The 24,500-nt window shown below is 32.1% G+C and carries 22 protein-coding genes; 16 read left to right on the top strand and 6 right to left on the bottom strand.

Annotated features, from left to right (window positions below):
• The 3 genes from GBO31_RS25685 to GBO31_RS25675 form a co-directional block, all read left to right on the top strand.
• The coding region (locus tag GBO31_RS25685; RefSeq protein WP_219011495.1) for a CHAT domain-containing protein at positions 1-1,575 on the top strand (1,575 nt) is incomplete at its 5' end.
• A gap of 211 nt (positions 1,576-1,786) precedes the next feature.
• Entirely contained in the window at positions 1,787-2,527 is a 741-nt protein-coding gene (locus GBO31_RS25680; protein ID WP_219011494.1) for a LytR/AlgR family response regulator transcription factor, read from the top strand.
• 301 nt (positions 2,528-2,828) lie between these two features.
• The gene (locus tag GBO31_RS25675) at positions 2,829-3,017 is read left to right on the top strand and encodes a hypothetical protein (protein WP_219011493.1); all 189 of its coding nucleotides are present in this window, start codon (positions 2,829-2,831) and stop codon (positions 3,015-3,017) included.
• 158 nt (positions 3,018-3,175) lie between these two features.
• Here GBO31_RS25675 and GBO31_RS25670 read toward each other — a convergent pair whose 3' ends face one another.
• The gene (locus GBO31_RS25670) at positions 3,176-5,074 is read right to left on the bottom strand and encodes a tetratricopeptide repeat-containing sensor histidine kinase (protein ID WP_219011492.1); all 1,899 of its coding nucleotides are present in this window, start codon (positions 5,072-5,074) and stop codon (positions 3,176-3,178) included.
• A 470-nt stretch (positions 5,075-5,544) separates the two neighbouring features.
• Here GBO31_RS25670 and GBO31_RS25665 point away from each other — a divergent pair, with 470 nt between their 5' ends.
• Positions 5,545-5,781 (top strand): hypothetical protein, encoded by a 237-nt coding sequence (locus GBO31_RS25665; protein ID WP_219011491.1) that lies wholly within the window; start codon positions 5,545-5,547, stop codon positions 5,779-5,781.
• Between the two features lie 195 nt (positions 5,782-5,976).
• Here the strand turns inward: GBO31_RS25665 and GBO31_RS25660 are convergent, their stop codons facing one another.
• Positions 5,977-7,881, bottom strand: a complete 1,905-nt coding sequence (locus tag GBO31_RS25660; protein WP_219011490.1) for a tetratricopeptide repeat-containing sensor histidine kinase — start codon at positions 7,879-7,881, stop codon at positions 5,977-5,979.
• Positions 7,882-7,955: 74 nt separating this feature from the next.
• On the opposite strand from GBO31_RS25660, the gene GBO31_RS25655 reads away from it, so the two are divergent.
• The 6 genes from GBO31_RS25655 to GBO31_RS25630 all read left to right on the top strand — a co-directional run bounded on the left by GBO31_RS25655 (position 7,956) and on the right by GBO31_RS25630 (position 11,348).
• The gene (locus tag GBO31_RS25655) at positions 7,956-8,696 is read left to right on the top strand and encodes a LytR/AlgR family response regulator transcription factor (protein WP_219011489.1); all 741 of its coding nucleotides are present in this window, start codon (positions 7,956-7,958) and stop codon (positions 8,694-8,696) included.
• Positions 8,697-8,874: 178 nt separating this feature from the next.
• Positions 8,875-9,060 (top strand): hypothetical protein, encoded by a 186-nt coding sequence (locus tag GBO31_RS25650; RefSeq protein WP_219011488.1) that lies wholly within the window; start codon positions 8,875-8,877, stop codon positions 9,058-9,060.
• A gap of 38 nt (positions 9,061-9,098) precedes the next feature.
• The gene (locus tag GBO31_RS25645) at positions 9,099-9,320 is read left to right on the top strand and encodes a hypothetical protein (protein WP_219011487.1); all 222 of its coding nucleotides are present in this window, start codon (positions 9,099-9,101) and stop codon (positions 9,318-9,320) included.
• Positions 9,321-9,359: 39 nt separating this feature from the next.
• Positions 9,360-9,545 (top strand): hypothetical protein, encoded by a 186-nt coding sequence (locus GBO31_RS25640; protein ID WP_219011486.1) that lies wholly within the window; start codon positions 9,360-9,362, stop codon positions 9,543-9,545.
• 155 nt (positions 9,546-9,700) lie between these two features.
• A complete protein-coding gene (locus GBO31_RS25635; RefSeq protein ID WP_219011485.1) occupies positions 9,701-10,906 on the top strand; it encodes a hypothetical protein in 1,206 nt (401 codons plus the stop codon).
• 211 nt (positions 10,907-11,117) lie between these two features.
• Entirely contained in the window at positions 11,118-11,348 is a 231-nt protein-coding gene (locus GBO31_RS25630; RefSeq protein ID WP_219011484.1) for a hypothetical protein, read from the top strand.
• 88 nt (positions 11,349-11,436) lie between these two features.
• Here the strand turns inward: GBO31_RS25630 and GBO31_RS25625 are convergent, their stop codons facing one another.
• Positions 11,437-13,644: an ATP-dependent DNA helicase RecQ gene (locus tag GBO31_RS25625; RefSeq protein WP_219011483.1), complete on the bottom strand. Its 2,208-nt coding sequence runs from the start codon at positions 13,642-13,644 to the stop codon at positions 11,437-11,439.
• 233 nt (positions 13,645-13,877) lie between these two features.
• Between GBO31_RS25625 and GBO31_RS25620 the strand changes: the two genes are divergently transcribed.
• The 4 genes from GBO31_RS25620 to lptB all read left to right on the top strand — a co-directional run bounded on the left by GBO31_RS25620 (position 13,878) and on the right by lptB (position 16,836).
• Positions 13,878-14,843: a KpsF/GutQ family sugar-phosphate isomerase gene (locus GBO31_RS25620; protein WP_219011482.1), complete on the top strand. Its 966-nt coding sequence runs from the start codon at positions 13,878-13,880 to the stop codon at positions 14,841-14,843.
• Positions 14,843-15,679, top strand: a complete 837-nt coding sequence (gene tatC / locus GBO31_RS25615; protein WP_219011481.1) for a twin-arginine translocase subunit TatC — start codon at positions 14,843-14,845, stop codon at positions 15,677-15,679. The genes GBO31_RS25620 and tatC overlap by 1 nt, the downstream gene beginning before the upstream one ends.
• The gene (locus GBO31_RS25610) at positions 15,676-16,026 is read left to right on the top strand and encodes a carboxymuconolactone decarboxylase family protein (protein ID WP_219011480.1); all 351 of its coding nucleotides are present in this window, start codon (positions 15,676-15,678) and stop codon (positions 16,024-16,026) included. The genes tatC and GBO31_RS25610 overlap by 4 nt, the downstream gene beginning before the upstream one ends.
• Before the next feature lie 66 nt (positions 16,027-16,092).
• Positions 16,093-16,836, top strand: coding sequence for an LPS export ABC transporter ATP-binding protein (gene lptB, locus GBO31_RS25605; RefSeq protein WP_219011479.1), 744 nt, complete (start codon positions 16,093-16,095; stop codon positions 16,834-16,836).
• A gap of 9 nt (positions 16,837-16,845) precedes the next feature.
• On the opposite strand, the gene GBO31_RS25600 is transcribed toward lptB, so the two are convergent.
• The 3 genes from GBO31_RS25600 to GBO31_RS25590 form a co-directional block, all read right to left on the bottom strand.
• On the bottom strand, positions 16,846-17,748 hold the full coding sequence (locus GBO31_RS25600; RefSeq protein ID WP_219011478.1) for a CapA family protein: 903 nt from the start codon (positions 17,746-17,748) through the stop codon (positions 16,846-16,848).
• 35 nt (positions 17,749-17,783) lie between these two features.
• Entirely contained in the window at positions 17,784-20,255 is a 2,472-nt protein-coding gene (locus GBO31_RS25595; RefSeq protein ID WP_219011477.1) for a DUF3160 domain-containing protein, read from the bottom strand.
• 576 nt (positions 20,256-20,831) lie between these two features.
• Positions 20,832-21,569: a CDP-alcohol phosphatidyltransferase family protein gene (locus GBO31_RS25590; RefSeq protein ID WP_219011476.1), complete on the bottom strand. Its 738-nt coding sequence runs from the start codon at positions 21,567-21,569 to the stop codon at positions 20,832-20,834.
• A gap of 126 nt (positions 21,570-21,695) precedes the next feature.
• On the opposite strand from GBO31_RS25590, the gene GBO31_RS25585 reads away from it, so the two are divergent.
• Together GBO31_RS25585 and lnt are read left to right on the top strand one after the other, a co-directional pair.
• On the top strand, positions 21,696-22,784 hold the full coding sequence (locus GBO31_RS25585) for a PorV/PorQ family protein (protein ID WP_219011475.1): 1,089 nt from the start codon (positions 21,696-21,698) through the stop codon (positions 22,782-22,784).
• A gap of 91 nt (positions 22,785-22,875) precedes the next feature.
• Positions 22,876-24,465, top strand: coding sequence for an apolipoprotein N-acyltransferase (lnt, locus tag GBO31_RS25580; protein ID WP_219011474.1), 1,590 nt, complete (start codon positions 22,876-22,878; stop codon positions 24,463-24,465).
• Positions 24,466-24,500: the final 35 nt, after the last annotated feature.

Raw genomic sequence — 24,500 nt, 5'->3', positions numbered from 1 at the left:
GCTATCAAAACAGCCTATACCTGTGATGTTCTGGTAGACATATTACTAAAAGAAGAGATCTCCGGCACTTCAAAACTATTATGGAGAAACTTAGCATCAGAAATATATATCATGGTACTGGAAGCGTGCTATGAAAGCAATAAAACTGATGATGCTTTTTATTTTATGGAAAAAGGAAAAGCCTTATTGTTAATGCAACAAATAGAACAAAAAAACAGTGCAATCCCAGATAACTTATTAGATAAAGAAAATAGTTTAAAAGCTGATATCATAGCATTACAAAATCAACTCGCTTCTGCTTCTCAACACAAAAAAGATTCTATCTCTTCTCATATATTTGATGAAAAACAACGATTAGATTCTTTTGTAGATTCACTTTCTACACTATACCCAAACCATTTTACATCAAGTACCTTACCAAGCATTACAAAGCTAAATGATCTAACACTTTCTAATGATGAAGTGATATTAGAATATGTGATGGAAAAACATGTTTCAGGAGCTGATTTTGAAGCCTACGGATTATATATATCCAATACAGAAACCAAAATATTTAAGATTAATAACCTTAAACAATTTGAGAAAAATATCTACAGCCTTAGAGAACGATTAAACCGCCCTTTTAAAACTACCAAAGAAATACAAGATTATAACAAACTTTCTAATTCATTACATAACTCCTTGTTCCCAAAAGAAATTCAAAGCTTAGTAAAGGATAAAAAGATAACCATTTTAGCGGATTATATACTTAATTATATCCCTTTTGAAGCCTTAGTAACAGACATCCCAAAAAACTCCTATCTGATTGAAGATGCAGAGATTCGTTACGGATATTCCTTTTCCTTTATGAAGGAAAATGCAAAAGTTCAAAGAAAAACTTCGGAAGACTTTTTAGGAGTGGCACCAGTACATTTTAATAATGAACAAACTACATTATCTAAAAGTTTAGAAGAGATTACTACTGCAAATTCTTATTATTCGGGTGATATATTAAGCGAAAAAGAGGCAACCAAAGAAAGCTTTATAAAAAACTCGGAAAAATATAAGATCATTCATTTAGCAACACACGCAAATGCTTCTGATAGCTTGAATCCATGGATTGCATTTAGAAACGAAAAATTATATTACAAAGAACTAAATACCTTAAAAAACAATGCTGATTTAGTCATGCTTAGTGCCTGTAACACATCCTTAGGAGAAGTACGTAGCGGTGAAGGTATTATGAGTTTAGCTCGTGGTTTTTTTCAGTCTGGAGCTAAATCAGTGATTCCATCTTTATGGAGTACCAATGATAAAGCCACAGCTACAATTACGTCTGATTTTTATAGAAACCTAAGTGAAGGACAAACCAAATCTGAGGCCTTACGCACTGCAAAACTTAATTATCTACATAATAATACCGATGCAGAAGCATCTCCGCATTATTGGGCATCACTAGTATTGATTGGCGATACAGGAACGTTGCTACCACAATCTAGTAATTTGTGGATGTTATGGGTTGGATTAGGGATTGTTACTATTCTGGTTCTGTATTTCTTATATAAACGAAAATTCAAAAACAACCAATCTTTATAAATCAATTCTCCATTATGGAGAAAGTTTCTAAGAAATTCATCTATTCATATACTTTTTTATTTTTTATCGTTATCAATATAAATCTTTATACACAATTAAAAAAAATAGAAAAACCATAGTAACATTTACACCATTTGATAAACAAACTAGTAGTGAGACATTACTGCAAAATGTTATAAATAGAAAATAGGCAATACATAAAACTAACCATATGATGAATTCGATTTCTTCAATAATTGTAGAAGACGAAAAAGATGCTCAGGAGTTTCTAGTAGCTATATTAAAAAAAGATTTCCCTAATATTAGTGTTGAAGGAATGTATGATAATGTAAAAGATGCTGCTAAAAACATACAAGCTAAAGAACCTGAATTGATTTTTATGGATATCGAGCTAATCGATGGAAATGCCTTTGATATACTAGATAATTTACAAAACCATAATTTTGAAATCATCTTTATTTCTGCGCATAGTGAATACATCGAAAAGTCTTTAGATTATCATGCTTTTAACTATATAACGAAACCTTTTGAACCTCATAGATTATATGTAATCTTACAACGTTATATAAAGCTGAAAGAACGTCTGTTCTCTAAACAGAAATATGTACTATTAAGAGAATTCATGTCGGATTCCAAACTATTTCTGAATACAGGAAACGAACATATGGTTATTGATCTAAAAGATGTGATGAAGTGCGTAGCTGATGGTAATTATTGCCGTTTCCATATGATCCAAAAAAACGCTTATCTATCTTCTGAATCTTTAAAATATTATGAACAGCTATTAGAACCCAAAGGTTTTTTTAGGGCTAATCGGTCTACTTTGGTTAATATACGCCATATACATTCTATTTATAAAAAAGAAGCGATTATACTTAGTAATAAAGAAAGGATTCGAGTTTCGGTAAGAACTAGACCGCAACTTACCGAACTTATTAAAAGCTTCACTTAATCCTATTTTCTACTATATACCATTCAAGAAACACTTCTTCTTACAAGATTTTGAGTATTTAATGAATATGATCCTATAGAATATTATTTGTCGGAAGAATAATGCTATATAAAACTAACCGTAAATTCTTAGTTTATATCATCAATTTTTATAAACGTCTTTCATAAAGGAGGTATCATTCATTTTTAAAAAAAATAAAAACTCAAAGTAACATTTTAATCACTTCGTGCACGTAGTTGTAGATACAGAACCTAAGTATCTATAAAAGTTTAGGGAATTTGAAAATTTAAAACTAAGAATTATGTTACAAAACATTTTAAATCTCAAAGGGATTGAAAAACTGAACAAGGACTCGCAAAAGAAAATCAATGGAGGCGTGATTAATACGAATTGTGATGCTGTTCCTAGTTGTCCATTTGGTGGTTATAGGACTCCTACTTTCAGAAAGGGTCTGATGTTAGTATGTTGCGCAGGATCACCTGACAACTAGAATATTTAAAAGCTACAACTCTGAATCAATCGAGTCTTCGGATGTAGCAATAAAAACTAAAGAGGCAGAATTTTGCGTTAAAAAGCGGATCATTCAGCCTCTTTAACCTCTAATCACATTAAGAATAAAAGCAAACTTTAGTTAAAACCAATATAGATCTACACCTCTAATTCATAAGGCAATACTACTTTCACCTCTGTACCTGTACCTTCAGACATTTCGTTGATGACATAGGTCGTTTTCTTGTTTAAGGATTTGGCATAAATTTGTAATCGCTCTTTAATGATTTTACCCGAAAAAGATTGATGTTCTTGATTGGCTTTTGCTTTCATTTCTGAAGATTTGGTAATTCCAATACCGTTGTCCTGGATATAACATTTTAGAAGTTCCTCTTCCCTATCAATAGTTATGTCTATTTTTATAAATCCATTCTCAATACCATTTAGTCCGTGCAAAATTGAGTTTTCGATAAAAGGTTGAATAAACATGGGAGGAATAAAGGTTTCTTCTAGATTGATAATATCCTCTACTTCGATGGTATAGGTGAATTTTTGAGAGAAGTTAGATTGTAACTCTAAATAATCTTCTACTGATTGCAATTCATCCTCTAAAGCAACAAACTCTTCTCTAGAATTTTTAAGAATCAAGCGAATCAAGCTACTCAACTTTGCAATATATGTTAACGTATTATCAGATTTCTTATGAACCAAATTACTTACTGTATTTAAGGCATTAAAAACAAAATGAGGGTTTAGTTGAGATCTTAATAATCGTTGTTTTAGATGAGTAGTTTCATATTTACTTTTCAGTTTACGTTGTCTAAATAACAATATTCCAACTCCAACAATTAGCAACAACAACCCTAACAATGCCATTGTGATGAATGTTCTTTGTTTGATAATTGTTTGTTGTTCTTCGGTAACCGTTTCTAGTTGCTCTATAGATTCATCTTTTTCTTTTACTTCATAAGCTATATTCAGTTCTCTTAATCGTTCATCTAACACCTGCTGATGATACTTTCTAAAAAAAGCATCTTTAGTACTAGCCATTTCAATAGCTTTTTCATTTTGATTCAAATTACGATAAGCTTCTATTAAGTAATCAGAGGTATCATCATGCAAGCCTACAACCTCATCATCGATTTTGGTTATTTTATTGATAGAATCCATTACTTTACCTAGCGTAACCAATGCTTCTTTCGACTTACCATCTTTTATAGAAATAAAAGCATTATTCGCTTCAATAAACAACTTACCATACCCATAGTTTTCATCTGGATATTTCTCATGTAACTTCTTACTTTTTTTATAAAAATACAGAGTTGAATCTATTTGATTTTGTTCTTTAAAACACCTTCCGATATTAGCATACATACTTTTGATTCCAGCGTTGTTATCACTTTCAACATATGTATTAAGTGCTTTTCTATAATAATAGACAGCAGAATCTTTTTCACCTCTATCAAAATACAACAGACCAATACGATTATAAGTAGCGCCAGCTTCTCTTGGAATCGCCATAAATACAGTATCCTTTGCAATCTGCAATCGAAATGCTAATGCTTTCTTTTTATCACCCATTTTGATATAATTACTAGCCAGATATGAATAGATATATGGATTAGAACCTTGATGCCTTTTCGGATATTTTTTAGAAATATCAATAGCTTTAAACAATGCATCTGTCGATTGTCTGTATTTTCGAGTATTGGTCAGCACAATACCTTGATACAAATAAATATCTTTCATTTGCCTCTCCTGTAAAGAAGGTACTTCCACTAGTTCATGATATCGCTCAATTGCCTTTCCGGTATAATATAACACAGAATCGTTTTGACTTCTAGACAGATAGTAATGACCTTTTTTTCGGTAATAATAAATCCAACCGGAAAGATTAGGTTTGCTTTCTAAGAGCTTTCTGTACTCTTCTTGTTTTTCAATAGTATTTGGAGAAATTTCAAAGCTATCGATCTTGGTTTGAATTACTTCTCTTTGTTGAGAAAAACTAAATAATGAGATTAAAAAAATTAGAATTAGGATGCCATTTTTTCTAAACATACTATATATAATAAAAAATTAGATTTGTGTTTACGTAGTTACCTATTGATACACAAAAATATGATTAATTCGATTTCTGTAATAATCATCAAATATGAAAGAGATATTTGAATTTTTACAATAAGATTTCCCCAAATATGAATATTGAAAGTATTTATAAAACATCAATGAACTCATCATACTTACTAATAAAGAAAGATAAGAACAAGAACAAAACCACAACTCATTAAAAACTTCACTTAAATACTTATTTCCTACGCTTGCCATTTTTAAACATACGACTACATCTTTTTGTTTTCCAGATTATTGAACCTTAATTATTTTTAATGTACAATATCATACTCAACAACAAATAATCTGATATAACAACAGCCTACCATGATTTCTCAGATTTTACAATCTATATTTTACAGACACAAGTTCTGAGTGTCTATAAATGATCAGAAATGTATTATTCTAAAATTAAAATCATGAAGAAAAAAAAATTAAGCGGTTTATCTCTAAAAAAGAATGTAGTTTCAAGACTTGGTAGTTCTGCGATTAGAGGAGGAAATAATTCCAATATGTCCATGTGTGACTGCCCTACAGGAAATCAAGCAGGCTGTCCTGGAGATAGCAGACCTTTTTCAAAAGATTGCATAGTAAGAACTGGAGAATGTGGACCAACTGAGGTCGAATGTCAATCAATTCAGGTTGCTTGCGAATAATCTAATATCAAAGCAGGAAGAATAACGTCTCTGTTATTCTTCCATTGTTTTCTAAATCATTGCTCCCGTAAAGCAAATAGAAATGTTCGTATTATGTAGTAAAGCTGGAAGAGAATATTGCGCAGATTTCGATACTTTATGGGATGAATGCTTGATGATTATTTAAACTAATTGACCGCAAATAAGAAACGTGTTTTATAATTCTTCAATATACGGTAGCGCTATCGTTACCTCTGTTCCTGATCCTTCCTGCACTTCACTAATTGTATATTTTGCTTTCTTATTCATTGATTTAGAATAAATGTGTAATCGTTCCTCAAGAATCTTTCCTGAAAAAGATTCATAGGCAACATCATCAAATTCTTTTAGTTTGTTTGAACTCGTAAAACCAATTCCATTATCTACAATCTTACATTCCAAAAGTTTGTTATGAGTATCTTTTTTTACAGCAATGTCAATAAGACCATTTGTTACTCCTTGTAAACCATGCTCAATTGCATTCTCTACAAAAGGCTGTATAAACATTGGCGGAATACAAACTGTTTCTTGATCCACTTTTTCATCAATAGTGATTTGGTAATTAAACTTCTGAGAAAAATTAGATTGTAGACTCAAATAATCTTCTATCGACTGCACTTCATCTTCTACCGATATAAATTCTTCTCTGGAGTTTTTTAAAATTCGCCGAATGAGATCGCTCAGCTTTGTAATATAGGTTGCTGTATTCTCTGACTTTCTGCTGGATAAACTACTCACTGTACTTAGCGTATTAAACACAAAGTGAGGATTTAATTGTGATCTCAATAATCGTTGTTCTAAGTTAGCCGTCTTGTACTTATTTGTCAATTTTCTTTGCCTAAGAATAAGAAAAGCAACACCTATTAATAATATTAGAGCAATAAGCAATACAGCTGCTATTATATTTCGTTGATTAATAATAGTTTTTTGTTCTTCGGTTACGGCTTCTAACTGCTCTATAGATTCTTCTTTTTCTTTTACTTCGTAAGCAATATTTAATTCTCTTTGTTTTTCATCCAAGACTTGCTGATGATATTTTTCCAACAATTCGCTTTTCTGAAGAGCAACCTTAACTGCATGCTCAGGTTGATTATTCTCAGTATATGCGCTGATTAAATAATCCATAGTCACTGCATTCAAGGACTTTACATTTTCATTAATCTTTTGTATTCCAGAAACCGAATCTAATATTGTGGTTAACCCTTTAATTGCTTCATTTAATTTCCCTTTTTTTAATAACACATAGTTATAATTAGATAAGGTAAAATATTTGGATATAGAAAAATAATCTACAGGATGCTCATCTAATGATTCTTTAGATTTCGTGTAATAATAGATGGCAGAATCCTGACTTCCTTCTTCTCTGAACAGATCTCCTATATTATTATAGGCTGCTCTTACACCAGAGAAGTGATTATATTTTAGTCGATTTTCGATAGATTTCTTGTAGTAATACAATGCCGAATCCTTTTTACCAAATTCATCATATAAAATACCAAGATGATTATAAGTAGGTGCTGCTTCCTGCGGAATGGCCATATAAGCAGTATCTTTTGCGAGCGCTAATCGATACTCAAATGCCTTTTTCTTATCTCCCATATTTATATAATTCCCCGCCAAACTTGCAAATATCCATGGATTCACTTTTTTATTATAATCAGGATACTTATTAATCTGATCGATCGATTTTAAAAGATATTCTGTAGATTTTTTATAATTAGATTTATAATCTACCAATGCCATTCCCATATACAAATAAATCTCTTTCAGATATTTACCTTCCTGATCATATTTCTCTGGAGATAGTTTTTTATCTTTTAATAACTGTAAACCTTCTTCCCCATATATAAGAATAGAATCTCCTTCTCTTTGCACTAAATGATGCCGACATTTTTGTCGGTAATAATTCATCCAACCCACTAAATTCTCATCAGTTTCTAGCATATTTTTAAACTCTTTAAGTTGAGGAGGTTTTGCGCCTCTCAGCTTAAAACTATCAATCTCTGCTTGGGTAAAAACTTTCTGTTGCGCGCATAATGGATTGGCAACTAGAAACACCAATAATATCAATATCTTATTCATCCGATGATTTATGTTTTGGAGAAATCAAAAATAAGTAATTTAGCTACTGTTTTTACATCCAAATTATACTCCTAATGATTTCAGATATTCCTGTAATACTTATTGAAGATGATATAGAAGCAAGAAGGCATTTATCCAGCTTACTTGAACAACACTTTTCTTCTATTAAAATTATTGCTTTTTCTGATAATATAAAGGATGCTATTAGCCTTATCAATCAACACGAACCTGAAATTGTGTTCATGGATATAAAACTATTAGATGGTACTGCATTTGAAATTCTTGATGCTATATACAATCCTAATTTTGAAGTCATTTTTGTTACTGCACATGCGGATTTTTTAGAACAGGCAATCTCCTACTATGCTTTTAATTTTATCACCAAACCTATTGATGAAGAACGTTTAAAAAATGTGATTAACAGATACATTCAATTAAAAGACCGCTTTTTCACTAAAAAGAAATATGAACTTTTCAAGGAATTCCTTTCTGATTCCAAACTATTAGTAAATACTGGAAATGAACATATTTCGTTAGAAATAGCAAAAATCGTTCGATGTGAAGCTGATGGAAATTATACTTTTTTTATGATGGATACTAAGGAAAAACATATGGTATCCAAATCCCTCAAGTATTATGAAACCTTATTAAGTAAAAAAGGTTTTTTTAGAGCTAATAGATCTACATTAATAAACATAAAACATATAAGTTCTATTTATAAAAAAGAATCCATCATCCTTACTGATCAAGAAAAAGTGATTGTTTCCACAAGAAACAAATCGAAGTTATCCGATCTTATTAAACACCTTACTTAAACGAAAAAGCATAGCGCTTATCATATAATCACCCTTATTGATCATTTTTAATACTAGGGAAAAAATACTATGCGCTAATTTTAACATAGCGGCAAGATGATGCATAAAACCTTATGAAATCATAACTCTTGCATGTCAAATAGTATTCAAAAAATTTTAAAAACCTAAAACAAAAATCATGTTAAAAAGCATTTTGGAATTACAAGGAGTAGAAAAATTAAACCATTTCGAGAGAAAATCAATTCATGCTGGTAATGGAATAGGTCAAGGCGGTGAAAATGGTAATGACGATATATCACAAGAATGTACACCAAATAATTGTCGCCCCGATTGTTATGGAATTCGTCATATGGGATGTCTTTAAAAAATAAATAGAGAATATTAATCTTAAATAAAACAGTTATGTTAAAAAACATTTTAGAACTACAAGGAGTAGAAAAATTAGACGCTAAACAAAGAAAAAACATCAAAGGTGGTATGTTGGGTATTGGACAAGCTTGTCCTAGTAATGGGGATGCTATCTGTTGTGGAACTGCAAATTGGCAATGTGGTACAGGACCAAGTGGTGGTGGTATTTTTGAAGGGATATATTTTAATGGAAATCCTGTGTGTGCTTGTTTTTAATCTCTAAAAGAATAATACCAATACTTAAAACCAAATATTATGTTACAAAACATTCTAAAATCGAAAGGAGCTATAGTACTCCATAAAAATGAGCAAAAACAGATCAATGGTGGTTTGTCCCCAATTTGTCCTTTACCTAAGCCAGGTGACACCTGTTACTCAGGTCCTTTTTTCTGTAATACATTTGGATTACCTATTTGTAATCTCATTGATCTAGAAGATTAAAATGTAATAAAACAAGAGAGTTCTGTAACCTTAACAGAACTCTCTTCTACTTAAAAAGCTTATTTATCTAAAAACACCTTATTTTTTATGTTACTGATCTGATTATTTATAAAAAAGTTATATTTGTTTCTTCGCAAACTCAGATCGTCACACACATGAAATCTTTACTTTGTTTTATAGTTGGTTTATTTTTTATAACCACTATGCAGGCACAGAGCATTTATGAAGCTGGTTATTTTGTTGATAATAACGGAAAGCGAACAGAATGCTTAATCAAAAAACTTTCCTGGAAAACCAATCCTACTGAATTCCAATGGAAAAAAAACATCTCCTCTACTTCCAGAACATCAAGTATTGAAAATATTAAAGAATTTGGAGTTGGAGAAGATTATGTATTTAAAAGATATATCCTCCAATTTGATCTAAACGGAGATACGGTTGGAAAATCTACCAAGTCAAAGGATCCAAACCTTACTTACAAAAAAATCTTTTTAAGAACGATTTTAAAAAGTAAAACCACTTTATATCAATATTCTAAAAATGATGTTCATCGTTTTTTCTATACGAACCCAACAACGGTATATCCTGAACTCCTAGTTTATAAAGTTTTTTATACTCCTGATGAAAGCAAGAAGCCTGGAAAGAAAGTAATTCCAAAAGAAAATAATAAGTATCAAGAGCAACTAGCAGAAAAAATAAAATGTGGGAATCAAGATCCTTTTAAACTTACTTATACGCAAGGAGATCTTAAACGATATTTTAAAAAATATAATGAATGTAAGGGTAATAAAATAGAATACATTATTCGTAAAAAAATTAACCAAACTAGAATCGGTATTATCGCAGCGGCGGATTTAAGCGGGTTTACACACAATTCTATTGTTGGAGCAGCTGGTGATGTAAATTATGATGATGTTTTTGTTCCTAGATATGGAGTTTTTATTGAAACCTTTATTCCATTTTCTAAAGTAGATCTAAGTTTTTTCTTAGAATCTACCTACAAAGCTTTTACCATGGAAGGAAGAGATTTCGCTATTTCAAATAGTGAATTCGAGTTAGATTATAAAAGCATTAATGTAGCTGTTGGACCACGATTCCATATTTACTTAAGCCCTAAATTCGAACTATTTCTAGAAGGAGGTCTTACAGTAGATTTTAATATCGGAACAGAATCCAATGTTTTTGCAGAAAATGAAATAGAAAATACTACAACTGATTATTTTTATGGTGGAGGTATTGGATCAGGTCGTTTAAAGATTGGTTTTAGACAATACACTCCTAAAAACATTTCTAAAAGTACTTTAATCCCAGATTCGGAATTAACCACTTCTAGTTTATATGTTTCTTTTAATGTTTTTTAAACCAGGTTAGATTTACTAAAAAATTAAAAAAGCCTTTTACACACACTTTCAACAAGTTAAAACCCTTTATTAATTAAAAGAGGAAAATTCCCCATTTTTTAACATAATTTTAGGTAATATTTTAGCGCCCTATGCTATTAACTTATGCAGACATATTTCTTGAGTGTCTATAAATAATACAAGGTCATATAAATCATTAATCTTATTATTTATGTTAAAAAACCTTTTAAACCTAAACGGAGTAGAAAAATTAAACAAAGAAAACCAAAGAGCAATTCACGGAGGAATGCTATTAAGTCAATGTGTTTACGTCTGTCATGGAACTACTGCTAGACAACCCGCTGGGGCAAGTCAATATTGTCTTTTAAATTTCCCAATCCATATTTATAATGCCTCTCAATGTACTGATGGTGGTGATGATGGAATTGTAGATTGGGCATAATACAGATTTTGTATTTCTTTATTAAAACAAAAAGGCTTTGAAAATTTTCAAAGCCTTTTATTTGTAATATGTGTTTAGAATAAATTCTCTAATTCGCTACATCACTAATAAATTTAATTCGATATAATCGTAGCTCTTCATCATCATAATCTCCATCAAATTCTTCGATTGCAGTATCAATTTTATCGCTTTCTGCTTCAATAAAATATTCATGAATCTCCTCTTGTTGATCTTCATCTAAAATTTCATCGATCCAGTAGGTAATGTTTAATTTGGTCCCACTATATACAATTGCTTCCATTTCCTTTATAAACTCCGGCATATCCATCCCTTTTGCAGCAGCTATATCATCTAAAGGAAGTTTTCTATCTACATTCTGTATGATATATAATTTGATTCCACTATTAGCCCCTGTACTTTTTACAACGAAGTCATCAGGACGCATAATATCATTTTCTTCCACATATTTTCCGATAAGAGACACAAACTCTTTTCCGTATTTTTTAGCCTTTCCTTCTCCTACTCCATGCACATTTCCTAATTCTTCAATACTAATTGGATATTTAAGTGCCATATCAGCTAAAGAAGGATCTTGAAATACAACAAATGGAGGTACTCCTAATTTCTTTGCTACTTTTTTTCTTAGATCTTTTAGCATTCCTACCAAACGATCATCGGTTCCACCAGCTTTTCCTCCTGATTTAGCTGCAGTAATAATAGAATCATCGTTAGTTTCATCATACACATGATCTTCGGTCATCATGAAACTTACAGGAGATTCTATGAATTTTCTTCCTTCTTCAGTGATTCGAATAACGCCATATGTTTCAATATCTTTTCTTAGATATCCAGCAACCAGCACTTGTCTAATAAGTGCCATCCAATACTTATCATCTCTTGATTTTCCGGTACCAAAAAATGGTTGTTCGTGTGTTTTATGAGAAATGATTAAAGCATTGCTTTTACCAATGAGCGTATTAACTAAATCCTTTGACTTATAGATTTCACCAGTTTTATTAACTACTTTTAATAGCAACTGCACTTCATCCTTAGCTTCGTGTTTCTTTTTAGGATTACGCACATTATCATCCATATCAGCACCCTCGCCAGTAACCTCATCGAATTCTTCTCCAAAATAGTGCAGAATAAATTTACGTCTGGATATAGATGTTTCTGCAAAAGCAACAACTTCTTGCAACAAAGCATGACCTATTTCCTGCTCTGCAACAGGTTTTCCACTCATAAATTTCTCTAACTTCTCAATATCTTTATAGGCATAATATGCCAAACAGTGCCCTTCTCCTCCATCACGTCCAGCACGTCCAGTTTCTTGATAATAACTCTCTATACTTTTCGGGATATCATGATGAATTACAAAACGAACATCTGGTTTATCAATTCCCATTCCGAAGGCAATCGTTGCAACTACTACATCTACATCTTCCATAAGGAACATATCTTGATGTTTTGCTCTGGTCTTAGCATCCAAACCAGCATGATAAGGAACCGCTTTTACTCCATTTACCTCTAGGGTTTGAGCTAGTTCTTCTACTCGCTTTCTACTTAAACAATAAACGATTCCGCTTTTACCACTGTTTTGTTTTACAAAACGTATAATATCCGCGTCAACATTTTTTGTTTTAGGGCGTATTTCATAAAAAAGATTAGGTCTGTTAAAAGAGGCTTTAAAAGTTTCGGCATTACTCATCCCTAAATTTTTCAAGATATCTTCTTGTACCTTAGGAGTAGCAGTAGCCGTTAAGCCTATAATTGGAATATCTTCTCCAATTCTTTTGATAATATTTCTAAGATTTCTGTACTCAGGTCTGAAATCATGACCCCATTCGCTAATACAATGTGCCTCATCTACCGCTAAAAAAGAAATCTTTTGTTCTTTTAAAAAATCAACATATTCCTCTTTTGTCAATGATTCTGGAGCAACATATAATAATTTAGTAACTCCATTAACGATATCGCCCTTTACTCTTTTTACTTCAGATTTGTTCAGGGATGAATTTAGCACATGTGCTATTCCTTCTTCGGAAGAAATACTTCGAATAGCATCTACTTGATTTTTCATTAATGCGATTAGCGGAGAAACTACGATTGCTGTTCCTTCGCACATTAAGGCAGGGAGTTGGTAGCAAAGGGATTTTCCACCACCTGTAGGCATTATTACGAAAGTATTTTGTTTGTTCAAAATACTTTCTATCACCTTTTCCTGCAGTCCTCTAAATTGACTAAAACCAAAGTACTTTTTTAAAGCTCCTTGTAAGTCAGTTTTGTTCAAACTCATTAAATTGTCAAACTTTTATATACCAATTAAATTAAAAATAATTCTTTCACATAAACCTTTTTCCCCAATTCAGATTCAGTGGATTGTTCTTTTTTAAAAAGTTACCAAAGATAAGCAAACTAATATTTAGAAAGCTTTTTTTCAGCATTATTTAATATTCCTAAGGTATTATATACCTTTGCATAATTAAAGATACTAAAATCTTTATTTATAACACGCAAATTTTACAAATTTTGAACACCCTCGATACGATTATTTCTTTCGCGCAACAAACTATTAATGAAGAAGCTAGAGCTATAGCACATCTAGAACAACTTATCGATAAAGAATTTGCTGAAGCCGTCAATACCATTCACAATTCCAATGGTCGTGTCATCATCACTGGAATTGGAAAAAGCGCTATAATTGCTTCAAAAATAGTAGCTACCATGAATTCTACAGGGACTCCTGCTGTATTTATGCATGCTGCAGATGCGATTCATGGAGATTTAGGTAATATTCTGAAAGATGATGTGGTAATTTGTATTTCAAAAAGTGGAAATACTCCCGAAATAAAGGTGCTAGTTCCCCTAATTAAAAACTTTAACAATACTTTAATTGGGATTACTTCAAATAAAGAATCTTTCTTAGGAAAAGAGGCAGATTTTGTTTTGCATGCTTATGTAGAAAAAGAAGCTTGCCCAAATAATTTAGCACCCACAACAAGCACAACGGCACAATTAGTTATGGGTGATGCAGTAGCCGTATCCTTATTAAATCTTAAAGGTTTTTCTAGTAACGACTTTGCAAAATATCATCCTGGAGGAGCATTAGGTAAAAAATTATACCTCAGAGTACAAGATATTGTTTCCAACAACGAGAAACCTGAAGTTAGTCCAGACTCAGATATCAATGCTGTTATTGTAGAAATGACCGAAAAAAGATTGGGAGCTACCGCAGTAACTGAAAATAATAAAATCATAGGGATCATTACTGATGGAGATTTACGTAGAATGTTAACTACAAATACTTCTTTTGCTGGATTAACTGCAAAAGATATCATGTCTCCAAATCCTAAAAGAATTGATATTGAAGCTATGGCAGTTGATGCACTTGATCGCTTGGAAGAATATGGTATTTCACAACTTTTAGCTGAGGAAAAAGGTAATTATGCCGGACTTTTGCATATTCATGATCTAATGAGAGAAGGTATATTATAATGGGAAAGAAGATAACAAAAGATCCACAATCCATGTCTTTTTTGGATCATCTTGAAGAATTGAGATGGCATCTAATTAGGGCAACCGTAGCGGTTTTGATTGCTGGTATTGCAGCTTTTATAGCAAAAGAATTCATTTTTGACGTGTTAATTTTTGGTCCTAAAAAACCTGATTTTCCAACGTACAAAGGACTTTGTAATTTATCTAAACTTTTAGGGTTGGATGAAAGTTTATGTTTCCAAGAATTACCTTTTAGCGTCCAAAGTAGAAAAGTAGCTGGTCAATTTTCCGTACACATATGGACTTCTATTACTGCAGGTTTTATAGCTGCATTTCCTTATGTTTTATATGAATTTTGGAAATTTATTTCTCCCGCTTTGTACGAAAAAGAAAGAAAGCATTCGAAAGGATTTATTATTATTTGTTCTTTCTTATTTTTCTTAGGAGTACTTTTCGGATATTACATTATCACACCACTTTCTATAAATTTTCTGGGAGGATATCAAGTGAGTAAAGAAGTACTAAACGAGTTTGATATTGACAGTTATATTGCATTAGTTAGAGCTTCAGTAATTGCCTGTGGATTGATATTTGAGCTACCTGTTATTATGTTTTTCCTAACTAAAGTAGGTCTTGTAACACCTCAGTTTTTAAAGAAATATCGAAAATTTGCTCTGGTTATCGTACTAATTTTATCCGCGGTTATAACTCCACCAGATATTGCTAGTCAGGTAATCGTAGCGATTCCAATATTGATTTTATACGAAGTAAGTATTTTTATTTCTAAAATAGTTGTCAAAAGACAAAACAAAGAATTAATCCCACAAACCAAATGAGTACTATAGTTGATGAATTTAATGAATACAGAGAGAAAATGAACGCTCGTATTCTAGAAGACAATAATAAAATTATTAAAAGAATTTTCAATCTTGACACCAATGCTTTCATGAAAGGCGCATTAGATGTAAAGACTAAAGAATTATTAGGTTTAGTTGCTTCTACCGTTCTAAGATGTGATGATTGTATAAAATACCATTTAGAGACTTGCTATAAGGAAGGTTTGACTAAAGAAGAAGTTGTTGAATCATTAAGTATTGCAACTTTGGTAGGAGGAACTATTGTTATTCCTCACTTACGTAAAGCATATGAGTTTTGGGATGCTTTAGAAGCACAAAACTCTTAACTTTAATTTTGTCAATTTATTAGCTTATTTTAGCAACATTCAGTACCGAAAGAAGTCATTCAGAATATGAAGTTAACAGCAGACAACTTAATAAAATCATACAAAGGAAGAAAAGTAGTGAAAGGAATTTCTCTAGAAGTAAATCAAGGAGAAATTGTAGGTTTATTGGGTCCGAATGGAGCTGGTAAGACTACTTCTTTTTATATGATTGTAGGTTTGGTAAAGCCAAATGGAGGAAAAATATCACTTGACAGTACTGATATTACAAAATTTCCAATGTATAAACGTGCTCAGAACGGAATCGGTTATCTGGCACAGGAAGCTTCTGTTTTTAGAAAGTTAAGCATTGAAGATAATATCCTAAGTGTTTTACAACTCACGAAACTCTCTAAGAAAGAGCAACTTCATAAAATGGAGTCTTTGATTGAAGAATTTGGATTAGGTCATATTCGAAAGAACAGAGGTGATTTATTAAGTGGTGGAGAACGAAGACGTACTGAAATTGCTAGAGCATTGGCAACAGATCCGAATTTTATTTTATTAGATGAACCTTTTGCAGGAGTAGATCCAGTTGCCGTAGAAGATATTCAGAGAATTGTTGCTCAACTAAAGAATAAAAATATTGGTATTCTGATTACCGACCATAATGTACAGGAAACTTTAGCTATTACCGACAGAACATACCTCATGTTTGAAGGAAGCATCCTAAAAGCAGGAATTCCCGAAGAATTAGCTGAAGACGAAATGGTGCGTAAGGTATACCTTGGTCAGAACTTTGAATTAAGAAAAAAGAAAATTGATTTTGATTAATCTTTTTAATTAAAATTTTGGACTACAATTTTTGATATCAAATTCGATATCGGAAACAAAAATATCCTGCTCTCTTACTTTTAATTGAACTAATAATCCTTTTGAGTTTATTGGCTTATTCTGATCAAAAATAAAATTGCCTATACTATAATAAATAGGTTTCTCCTTATACATTTCTATTGTTTGTATTGTATGAGAATGATGACCAATAATAACGTCGGCTCCAGCATCTATTAACATATACGCTTGTTGTTTTTGAGATATTAAAGGAACTTTTGTGTGTTCTGCCCCCCAATGTAATTGCACAATGACAATGGCTTTAGGCTCTTTATTTTTAAGCCTTAGAATTTTATTAGAAATTTCATCAAAAGAATCTTCGCACACACATGGTTTATCTTCCAAAAACACCCAGTTTTCTGAAGGTACTTGAAGTGAAGACAGCACATATATGTTTCTCGGCTTGTTAGTTATTAATGTTGGTTCGCAAGCTTTCTTTATATCCTTACCATATCCTAAAGGAATCAAACCAGCTTGTTTTATATTATTCTTAGTATCCACTAAACCATCTCTACCTTGATCCATAGAATGATTATTAGCCATATTCAAATGCGTAATTCCATGATCTTTTAGAGATGCTAGCCAATCAGGTTCTGCTCTGAAAATAAACTTTTTATTAATAGGAGCATTAATGGAAGTTGCTGGACACTCTAAATTAGCAACAACGATATCACTTTCAGTAAAAACAGAATCTATAGAAGAATGAAAGAGATTATCCATTCCCAAATGTTCAATCCTCGTTCTAACTCCACGATCTAATAGTAAATCCCCAACAAAAACAACAGTAGTCTCGTCAGAATTACAAGCGGAAAATGTGGTTGTAATACATAATAAGATAATTAGTAACCTATACATAAATTTTGATACTCCAAAACGTTTTGTTAAGACTTCTAACATCCAGAACTATAAAATATTTTCTCGTTCGTTTTAGGTACTGGGATAGGAACAATAATATCTTTCATCCATTCAGGCATTCCTTTAGCCTGATTTTTTTCAATCATTTCTTGCCATTCTTCATCCGTTAAACGATTTCCTAGAGGTAGATGAAATTCATGATATCCAAATACAGCTCCTTTTGTAATATATAAATAGCCTTCAATTTCCACCACAGCGTAAATATCATTTACATTACCAGTTGCCACATGTAAAATACCTTTATCCGGATTGTTTCTTGCATTAGCAGTATAAATATCAGCAACTACTGCCACCGATTTATCTGGTCCTTGCACATTATGCCAACCATCTAAATACTGATCTTTTTGTTTTACAAGATCTAGCGTAATCCATTCAAAAGTACTTCCTATAATTTCTATTTGACCATATTCTTGTACAGATAGCTTTGTGCCGGTCAATTCTTTTTTACTTGCTGATAATAAAAACTCTGCATTTTCTCTTAAACCTGTTGTTATTCGAGAAATGTTGGAATCTAAAAGTTGATTTCTTTCTAATATTGATTTCGTAAGATCTATTAATTCAATCACAGCATTCCAATATCCAATATTAGGTTCTACATACCCTACGGTATAAGGACTTGGTACTTCTTCTCCAGATCCACACTCCGCAGCCATTGGTTGTTCCGCATATAGAATAGAATCATGTTTTAACTCCGCCCAAGAAGCTAATGAAGCATTTAAATTTTTCTTATTCCATTCGGGAGTTTGCATAAAATAGGGATAACTTTCATTTGGCTTCTGAAGCTCTAGTAAACTCTGTACCCATTTTGTGTATACGGTAGCGCCAAAATCTACAGTACTCATCTTTTCCTGCATCTCTGATAGTAATTTAGGATATTTTTCCCATTTCTCTCCTTCCTTAAGTTCGTTGATCAATAGATCTTCTGCCGAATTGCTACCAAAAGCAGCCATTACATCCAGACCTTGCGGGTAAGGACGTTTGGAGACTTTACTTTTTAAATCCACTAAATTCTGAAGCACATCATTATCTGATACATACCGTTGAGGAATAAAATTGATTTTTATTTTACAGCTTCCTCCACCCGATCTTATCTTATCTTTTACATCGGCAATTTTCTTTACTTCTTCTTTCATTGCTGTGATACGCTCAGTATCTTGTAATACTGTTTCTAAAGGAAGCTCTTCTCTTTCCAATAATTCTGCTAAATCCAAAAAAGAAACATTATCTGCCTGACCAATAATAAAGTCAATAGGCTCCATAATTGCTTTATACTTTTTTAGTGTTTCTTTTCCATAATTTGGACTATTACCCAGAATAGAAGCATTCACTAAGGCTCTTTTAAAATGAAGATCATTACCAAGACAAAAAGGAGCAGATTGCAACCACATCATGGCACAGAAATATCTTTTTAACGATTCCGTACGTGTATAATGTCCTCTAGGTTTAAATAGACTGTAAGGAAACCGAACTTCGGTATATTCTAAAAATTCAGAAATCTTATCTTCTGCACTTTTGACTGCTGACAATTCATTCTCATAATGTTGTTCAAAACCAATAGGAACCTCAACTTTTTGATCAGTTAACAATGTATAAGCAATCGCATAAAAAGTATTATTAAAGTTTGCCATTTCTACCATAGAAGGATCTTGGGTAGTACTTGCTAAGCTTTCCACATCCTTCATCATATTTTGACAAATCTGTGAGAGAATCGGTATAAATTGTTCTTCTTCGATCTTTTTAAGAATATACCCGAAATACATATGAAACAATTGCATGTACATATCGGTAGTTACAAAATTTGGAAATTCTGCATAATCATTTTGTTCATACAAGYGGAAGAACTGAATATTAGAATTCGGCACTATAGCAAATCCATTTTTACCCAACATATCCAATAGTTCTGGAGCTGGTTCTTCTAACTGAAAAAGGTTCACGATGTTATCCATATTTGCTACTTGTCGATTTCCTTTTTGCAATAGATTTTTCGCTTTTAATTCTTCTTCTCTCTTCTTTAGCTTTTCGATAAAAATTGTTTCTTGATCAGAATATGATATTGGCGCTATATCATCACCTCCTTGTTCTGCCCAATAGCGATTTTCCATTCTCTTATTATACCAACTAGTGGCCCCAAAAGTATATCGAAGGTCACCTTTCATAAAGCAATATCCTTGTTTTGCAGCAAAGCTATTTCGTAAGACTCTAACCTCATATAAATTTAACGATGAAATATCCATCTGAAGATCAATGGACTCACCTAACTTTTCTATATCTAACCTTCCATCTACCAAAACAGGATTGTCAATTTCCTTTTCCTCAAGTTGACTATCCTCAGTTGTTTGCACCACATCAGATGTGCTAATAATCTCTTCTTGCTCTTTAGGTTTTTTATCACTTCCACACCCTATTATTACTAAAATTAGGCTTACAAGTAGTATTTGTTTTTTCATAATTCTTATGATTTGTCAACTTTTGTTTTTGAGTATTTCTGATGCTTGAGTTTTATCTATTTCTCTTTTGATATATCTTTTGAATTCTAGTCCAAATCTTCTCCATTGATATTCAGCTACTAAAAACTTCCCGCTCTTTTCTCTTTCAATACTTCTTACATAATTACCTTGATTGTTTTTTACAAACTTAAAATCAACCAAAGGTTTGCTTAATCTAGAACCCAGCCATAAGGGTCTTACATATCCTTTGTAGTTTTTAAAAATAAAAAGACGTTTCCCTTTTATCGAATCAAATCGCGTAGTTTTTATAACTCCAACCAATATATCATCTTTTCCATTACTATCGACGTCTCCTAATTGAAATTGATATACTGGGTAAGGCAATTTCCAACTATCTGTTAAGGAATCTGAAGCAATCTGCACATAGTGTAATGAATCGTGTTCCTTAATTAAAGTGACAGTACTATTCGCTGTTTTTACAGTAGTTTTGATTTCCTTAGTACACGAACAAATNAAGAATATTCCAACTAAGAGAAACCAAAAATTAGAATTATTTTTCATGTATTCTACAACTATCTAAACTGCACTAACTTCTTTAAAAACTAAGGATATTAATACGTATAATAATATTATAATCGGTATTGCTGTAAAATGAAGAGCTACTAAAAGTAGTAATGCTATTAATAGAAAAATATATCTTATACTGTTTTCTTTAAAATCCCAAGTCTTAAATTTTAAGGCAAATAATGGAATTTCAGCATTTAATAGGTAACAACTTAATACTGTTAACCCTATTAAAAACCATTGATTCAAAATAATATTAGATATCCATTCTGCAGGGTTAAAACTAAGAATTAATGGCAAACTCATGATCAACAAGGTGTTAGCTGGAGTTGGTAATCCAATAAAGGAAGTTGTTTGTCTTGTATCTATGTTAAATTTTGCCAATCGATATGCTGAAGCTAATGTAACAAGCAAACCTATTAAAGATATATAAGATATCGAACCTTGATCAGAATAGAGGTTTAAATTCAAAGTACTTCCAGATGCTCTAGACAATAACTGACATATAACTATTCCTGGTACTACTCCACTAGTAACCATATCTGCCAATGAATCTAGTTGTAATCCAAGTTCGCTTTGTACTTTTAATACTCTTGCTGCTAATCCATCAAAAAAGTCGAATCCTATCCCAAGGACTACAAATAATGCAGCTACATCTAAATCTCCTTGAACAGCAAAAATGGTAGCAATACATCCACATAAAAGGTTAAGAAGGGTTATTAGGTTAGGAATTTGCTTTTTCAGCTTCATATAGATATGTTTTGTGTAAAAATAGCAAACTATTTTCGTCTATTAACATAGACTACACAATATGAAAACGCAAATAAAGTTTATAATGTTGAAAAATAGTGAGATATTTGTCAAAAATTGCTTGGATTGAAAAGAATTATAATTGTTTTATTTTGTTTGTCTGTATCATTCTCTTCAGCACAAACACGAAAATATTCTAATGAATTTCTAAACATTGGTGTTGATGCTGGTGCTTTAGGAATGGCGAATGCTGTAGTTGCCACATCTGGTGATGTAAATTCTGGATATTGGAATCCTGCGGGATTAATCAATTTAGAAGACAATCAAGTTTCTTTCATGCACGCGGCTTATTTTGCCAATATTGCGAACTATGATTATCTAGCTTTCGGAATGCCTTTAGATGAAAAAAGTGCCATTGCATTTTCTTTAATTCGTTTTGGTGTGGATGACATTCTTGATACTACAAATTTGGTTGATGCTGATGGAAACATAGACTATACTCGAATTAATTTATTCTCTGCTGCTGATTATGCTTTTACATTTTCCTATGCCAGAAAATTACCTGTAGAAGGTTTAAGTTTTGGTGCCAATGCGAAAGTAATACGTCGTATTATTGGAGATTTTGCTTCTTCATGGGGGTTTGGTTTTGATGCGGCATTACAATACCAAAGAAACAATTGGCAATTCGGAATTATGGTTAGAGATATCACTACCACTTTTAATGCATGGAGTGTAGAAGATTTTGCTATTGGTGACCTTAATGGTGATGGTATCCCAGATGAAGATCAGATCCCACAAATTAGAGATCAAGAATTACCGGAAACTACAGAAATAACTATCCCTAAACTTCAGTTTGGGGCAGCTAGAAAATTTGATTTAGGTAGAAAATTTGGCCTAAACACTGAATTAGATATGAACGTTCGTTTTGCTGAGACCAATGATATCATAGCATCTTCGGCAGTTAGTATCACGCCTGCTTTCGGTTTTGAACTAGACTACTCTAAAATCGTTTACCTTAGAGGTGGTGTTGGAAATTTTCAAAATATCGAGCAATTTGATGGATCAGACAATGTTGGATTCCAACCAAATTTTGGAATTGGTTTTCAATACAAAGGAATACAAGTAGACTATGCTTTAACTGATATTGGGGATCAAAGTGCTGCCATTTATTCTAACGTATTCTCCATCAAAGTAGACTGGAGTCTTTTCAGATAAAGCTTGATGCTATTATAACTATTTTTTAGCCTTAGGTTTAAGTTTTGTAACGAAATAAGTTTAATTTCGTTTATAAGACATAATATCTTTTATGAAGAACATTTTGCTTGTTATTTTATCAGGTTTATTACTTGCCATCGGTTGGCCTACTTATGGCTTTCCATTATTTCTTTTCTTTGGTTTTGTTCCTTTATTGGTTGTAGAATATAAAATCCGTTCCAATAAATATCATAAATCTCAAGTATTTGGATATGCTGTTCTAGCGTTCTTTATTTGGAATATGATTGCTACTTGGTGGATTTATAACTCCACACCATTTGGAATGTGGTTTGCTGAAATTGCCAATACATTACTAATGGCATTGGTATTTTTACTATATCACATTGTGGCCAGAAGAGCTTCATTTACAATTGGAACTATCTTTCTGATTTGTATATGGATGAGTTTTGAATACCTCCATCTACAATGGCAATTTTCTTGGCCATGGCTTAATTTAGGAAATGGATTTGCTAGTTTCACCTCATGGATCCAATGGTATGAATATACAGGAACTTTTGGAGGTACTTTATGGATTTGGATTGTAAATATTGGACTTTATAAAAGCATCTTACTTTTTATAGAACATAAAGATAAAGAAATACTGTACAAATCAGCTTTACGAAATGGGGGTATCATTATCATTCCAATTGTAATTTCTTTTATCATCCTAAAAACTTATGAAGAAGATGGCACCTCAGTAGAAGTTGTTATTTTGCAACCCAATATAAATCCCTACACTGAAAAATACAATACCAGCGATGATCGTGTTGGAGCCTTATTAACTTCCCTCACTTCAAAAGAAATAACTAAGGACACTGACTTTATTATTGCTCCAGAAACAGTTTTTGCTGATAATAACAGATTAAAAACATTTAAAAGTTCTATTGCTAAAAAGACAGCGAGTTCTATTGTTCAGAATTACCCAAAAGCAAATTTCCTATCTGGGATTTCTTTACTAGATGTATTTAGAGATCCATCTAAAGCACACTCTCAAACAAATGAGCATAAAAGTGGGGTATTTTATGACGATTATAACTCTGCATTTTTAGTAAGACCAGATGGCTCTGATGAACTATATCATAAAAGTAAATTAGTCGTAGGAGTAGAAAATTTTCCATACCAAAGTGTTTTCAAACCAATAGTGGGAGATGCTATGATCGATTTAGGTGGTACTGTAGCAAAGAAAACTACGCAATCTGATCGAGAAGTATTCTTTACAAAAGAAGGATTAGGTGCTGCGCCAATTATTTGTTATGAAAGTGTTTATGGAGAGTTTGTAACTGGTTATGTGCGAAACAACGCAGATTTTCTAGCAATCATCACCAATGATGCTTGGTGGGATGACACTCAAGGTCACCAGCAACATTTAGCCTACGCAAAATTAAGAGCAATAGAAACGCGAAGAAGTATTGCTAGAAGTGCCAATACGGGAATTTCTGCAATTATTAACCAAACTGGGAAAGTTATATCATCGCTAGCGTATAACGAACAAGGAGCATTGAAAGGTTCGCTTACGACCAATGACAAAATTACTTTTTATGTAAGAGCAGGTGATTATTTAGCTAGAGTTGCTATTTTTCTAATGATTTTTATCTTTTTATTTTCCGTGACCCGAAGAAGAAAGAAAATCACAGCTCTATAAAGCTCAATTCAATATTTGTCCTTAATTTGCGGACT

This window comes from Aquimarina litoralis (genome assembly GCF_019295435.1).
In the GTDB taxonomy this organism is placed as follows: domain Bacteria; phylum Bacteroidota; class Bacteroidia; order Flavobacteriales; family Flavobacteriaceae; genus Aquimarina; species Aquimarina litoralis_A.
This window is presented reverse-complemented; position numbering and strand designations above follow the sequence as displayed.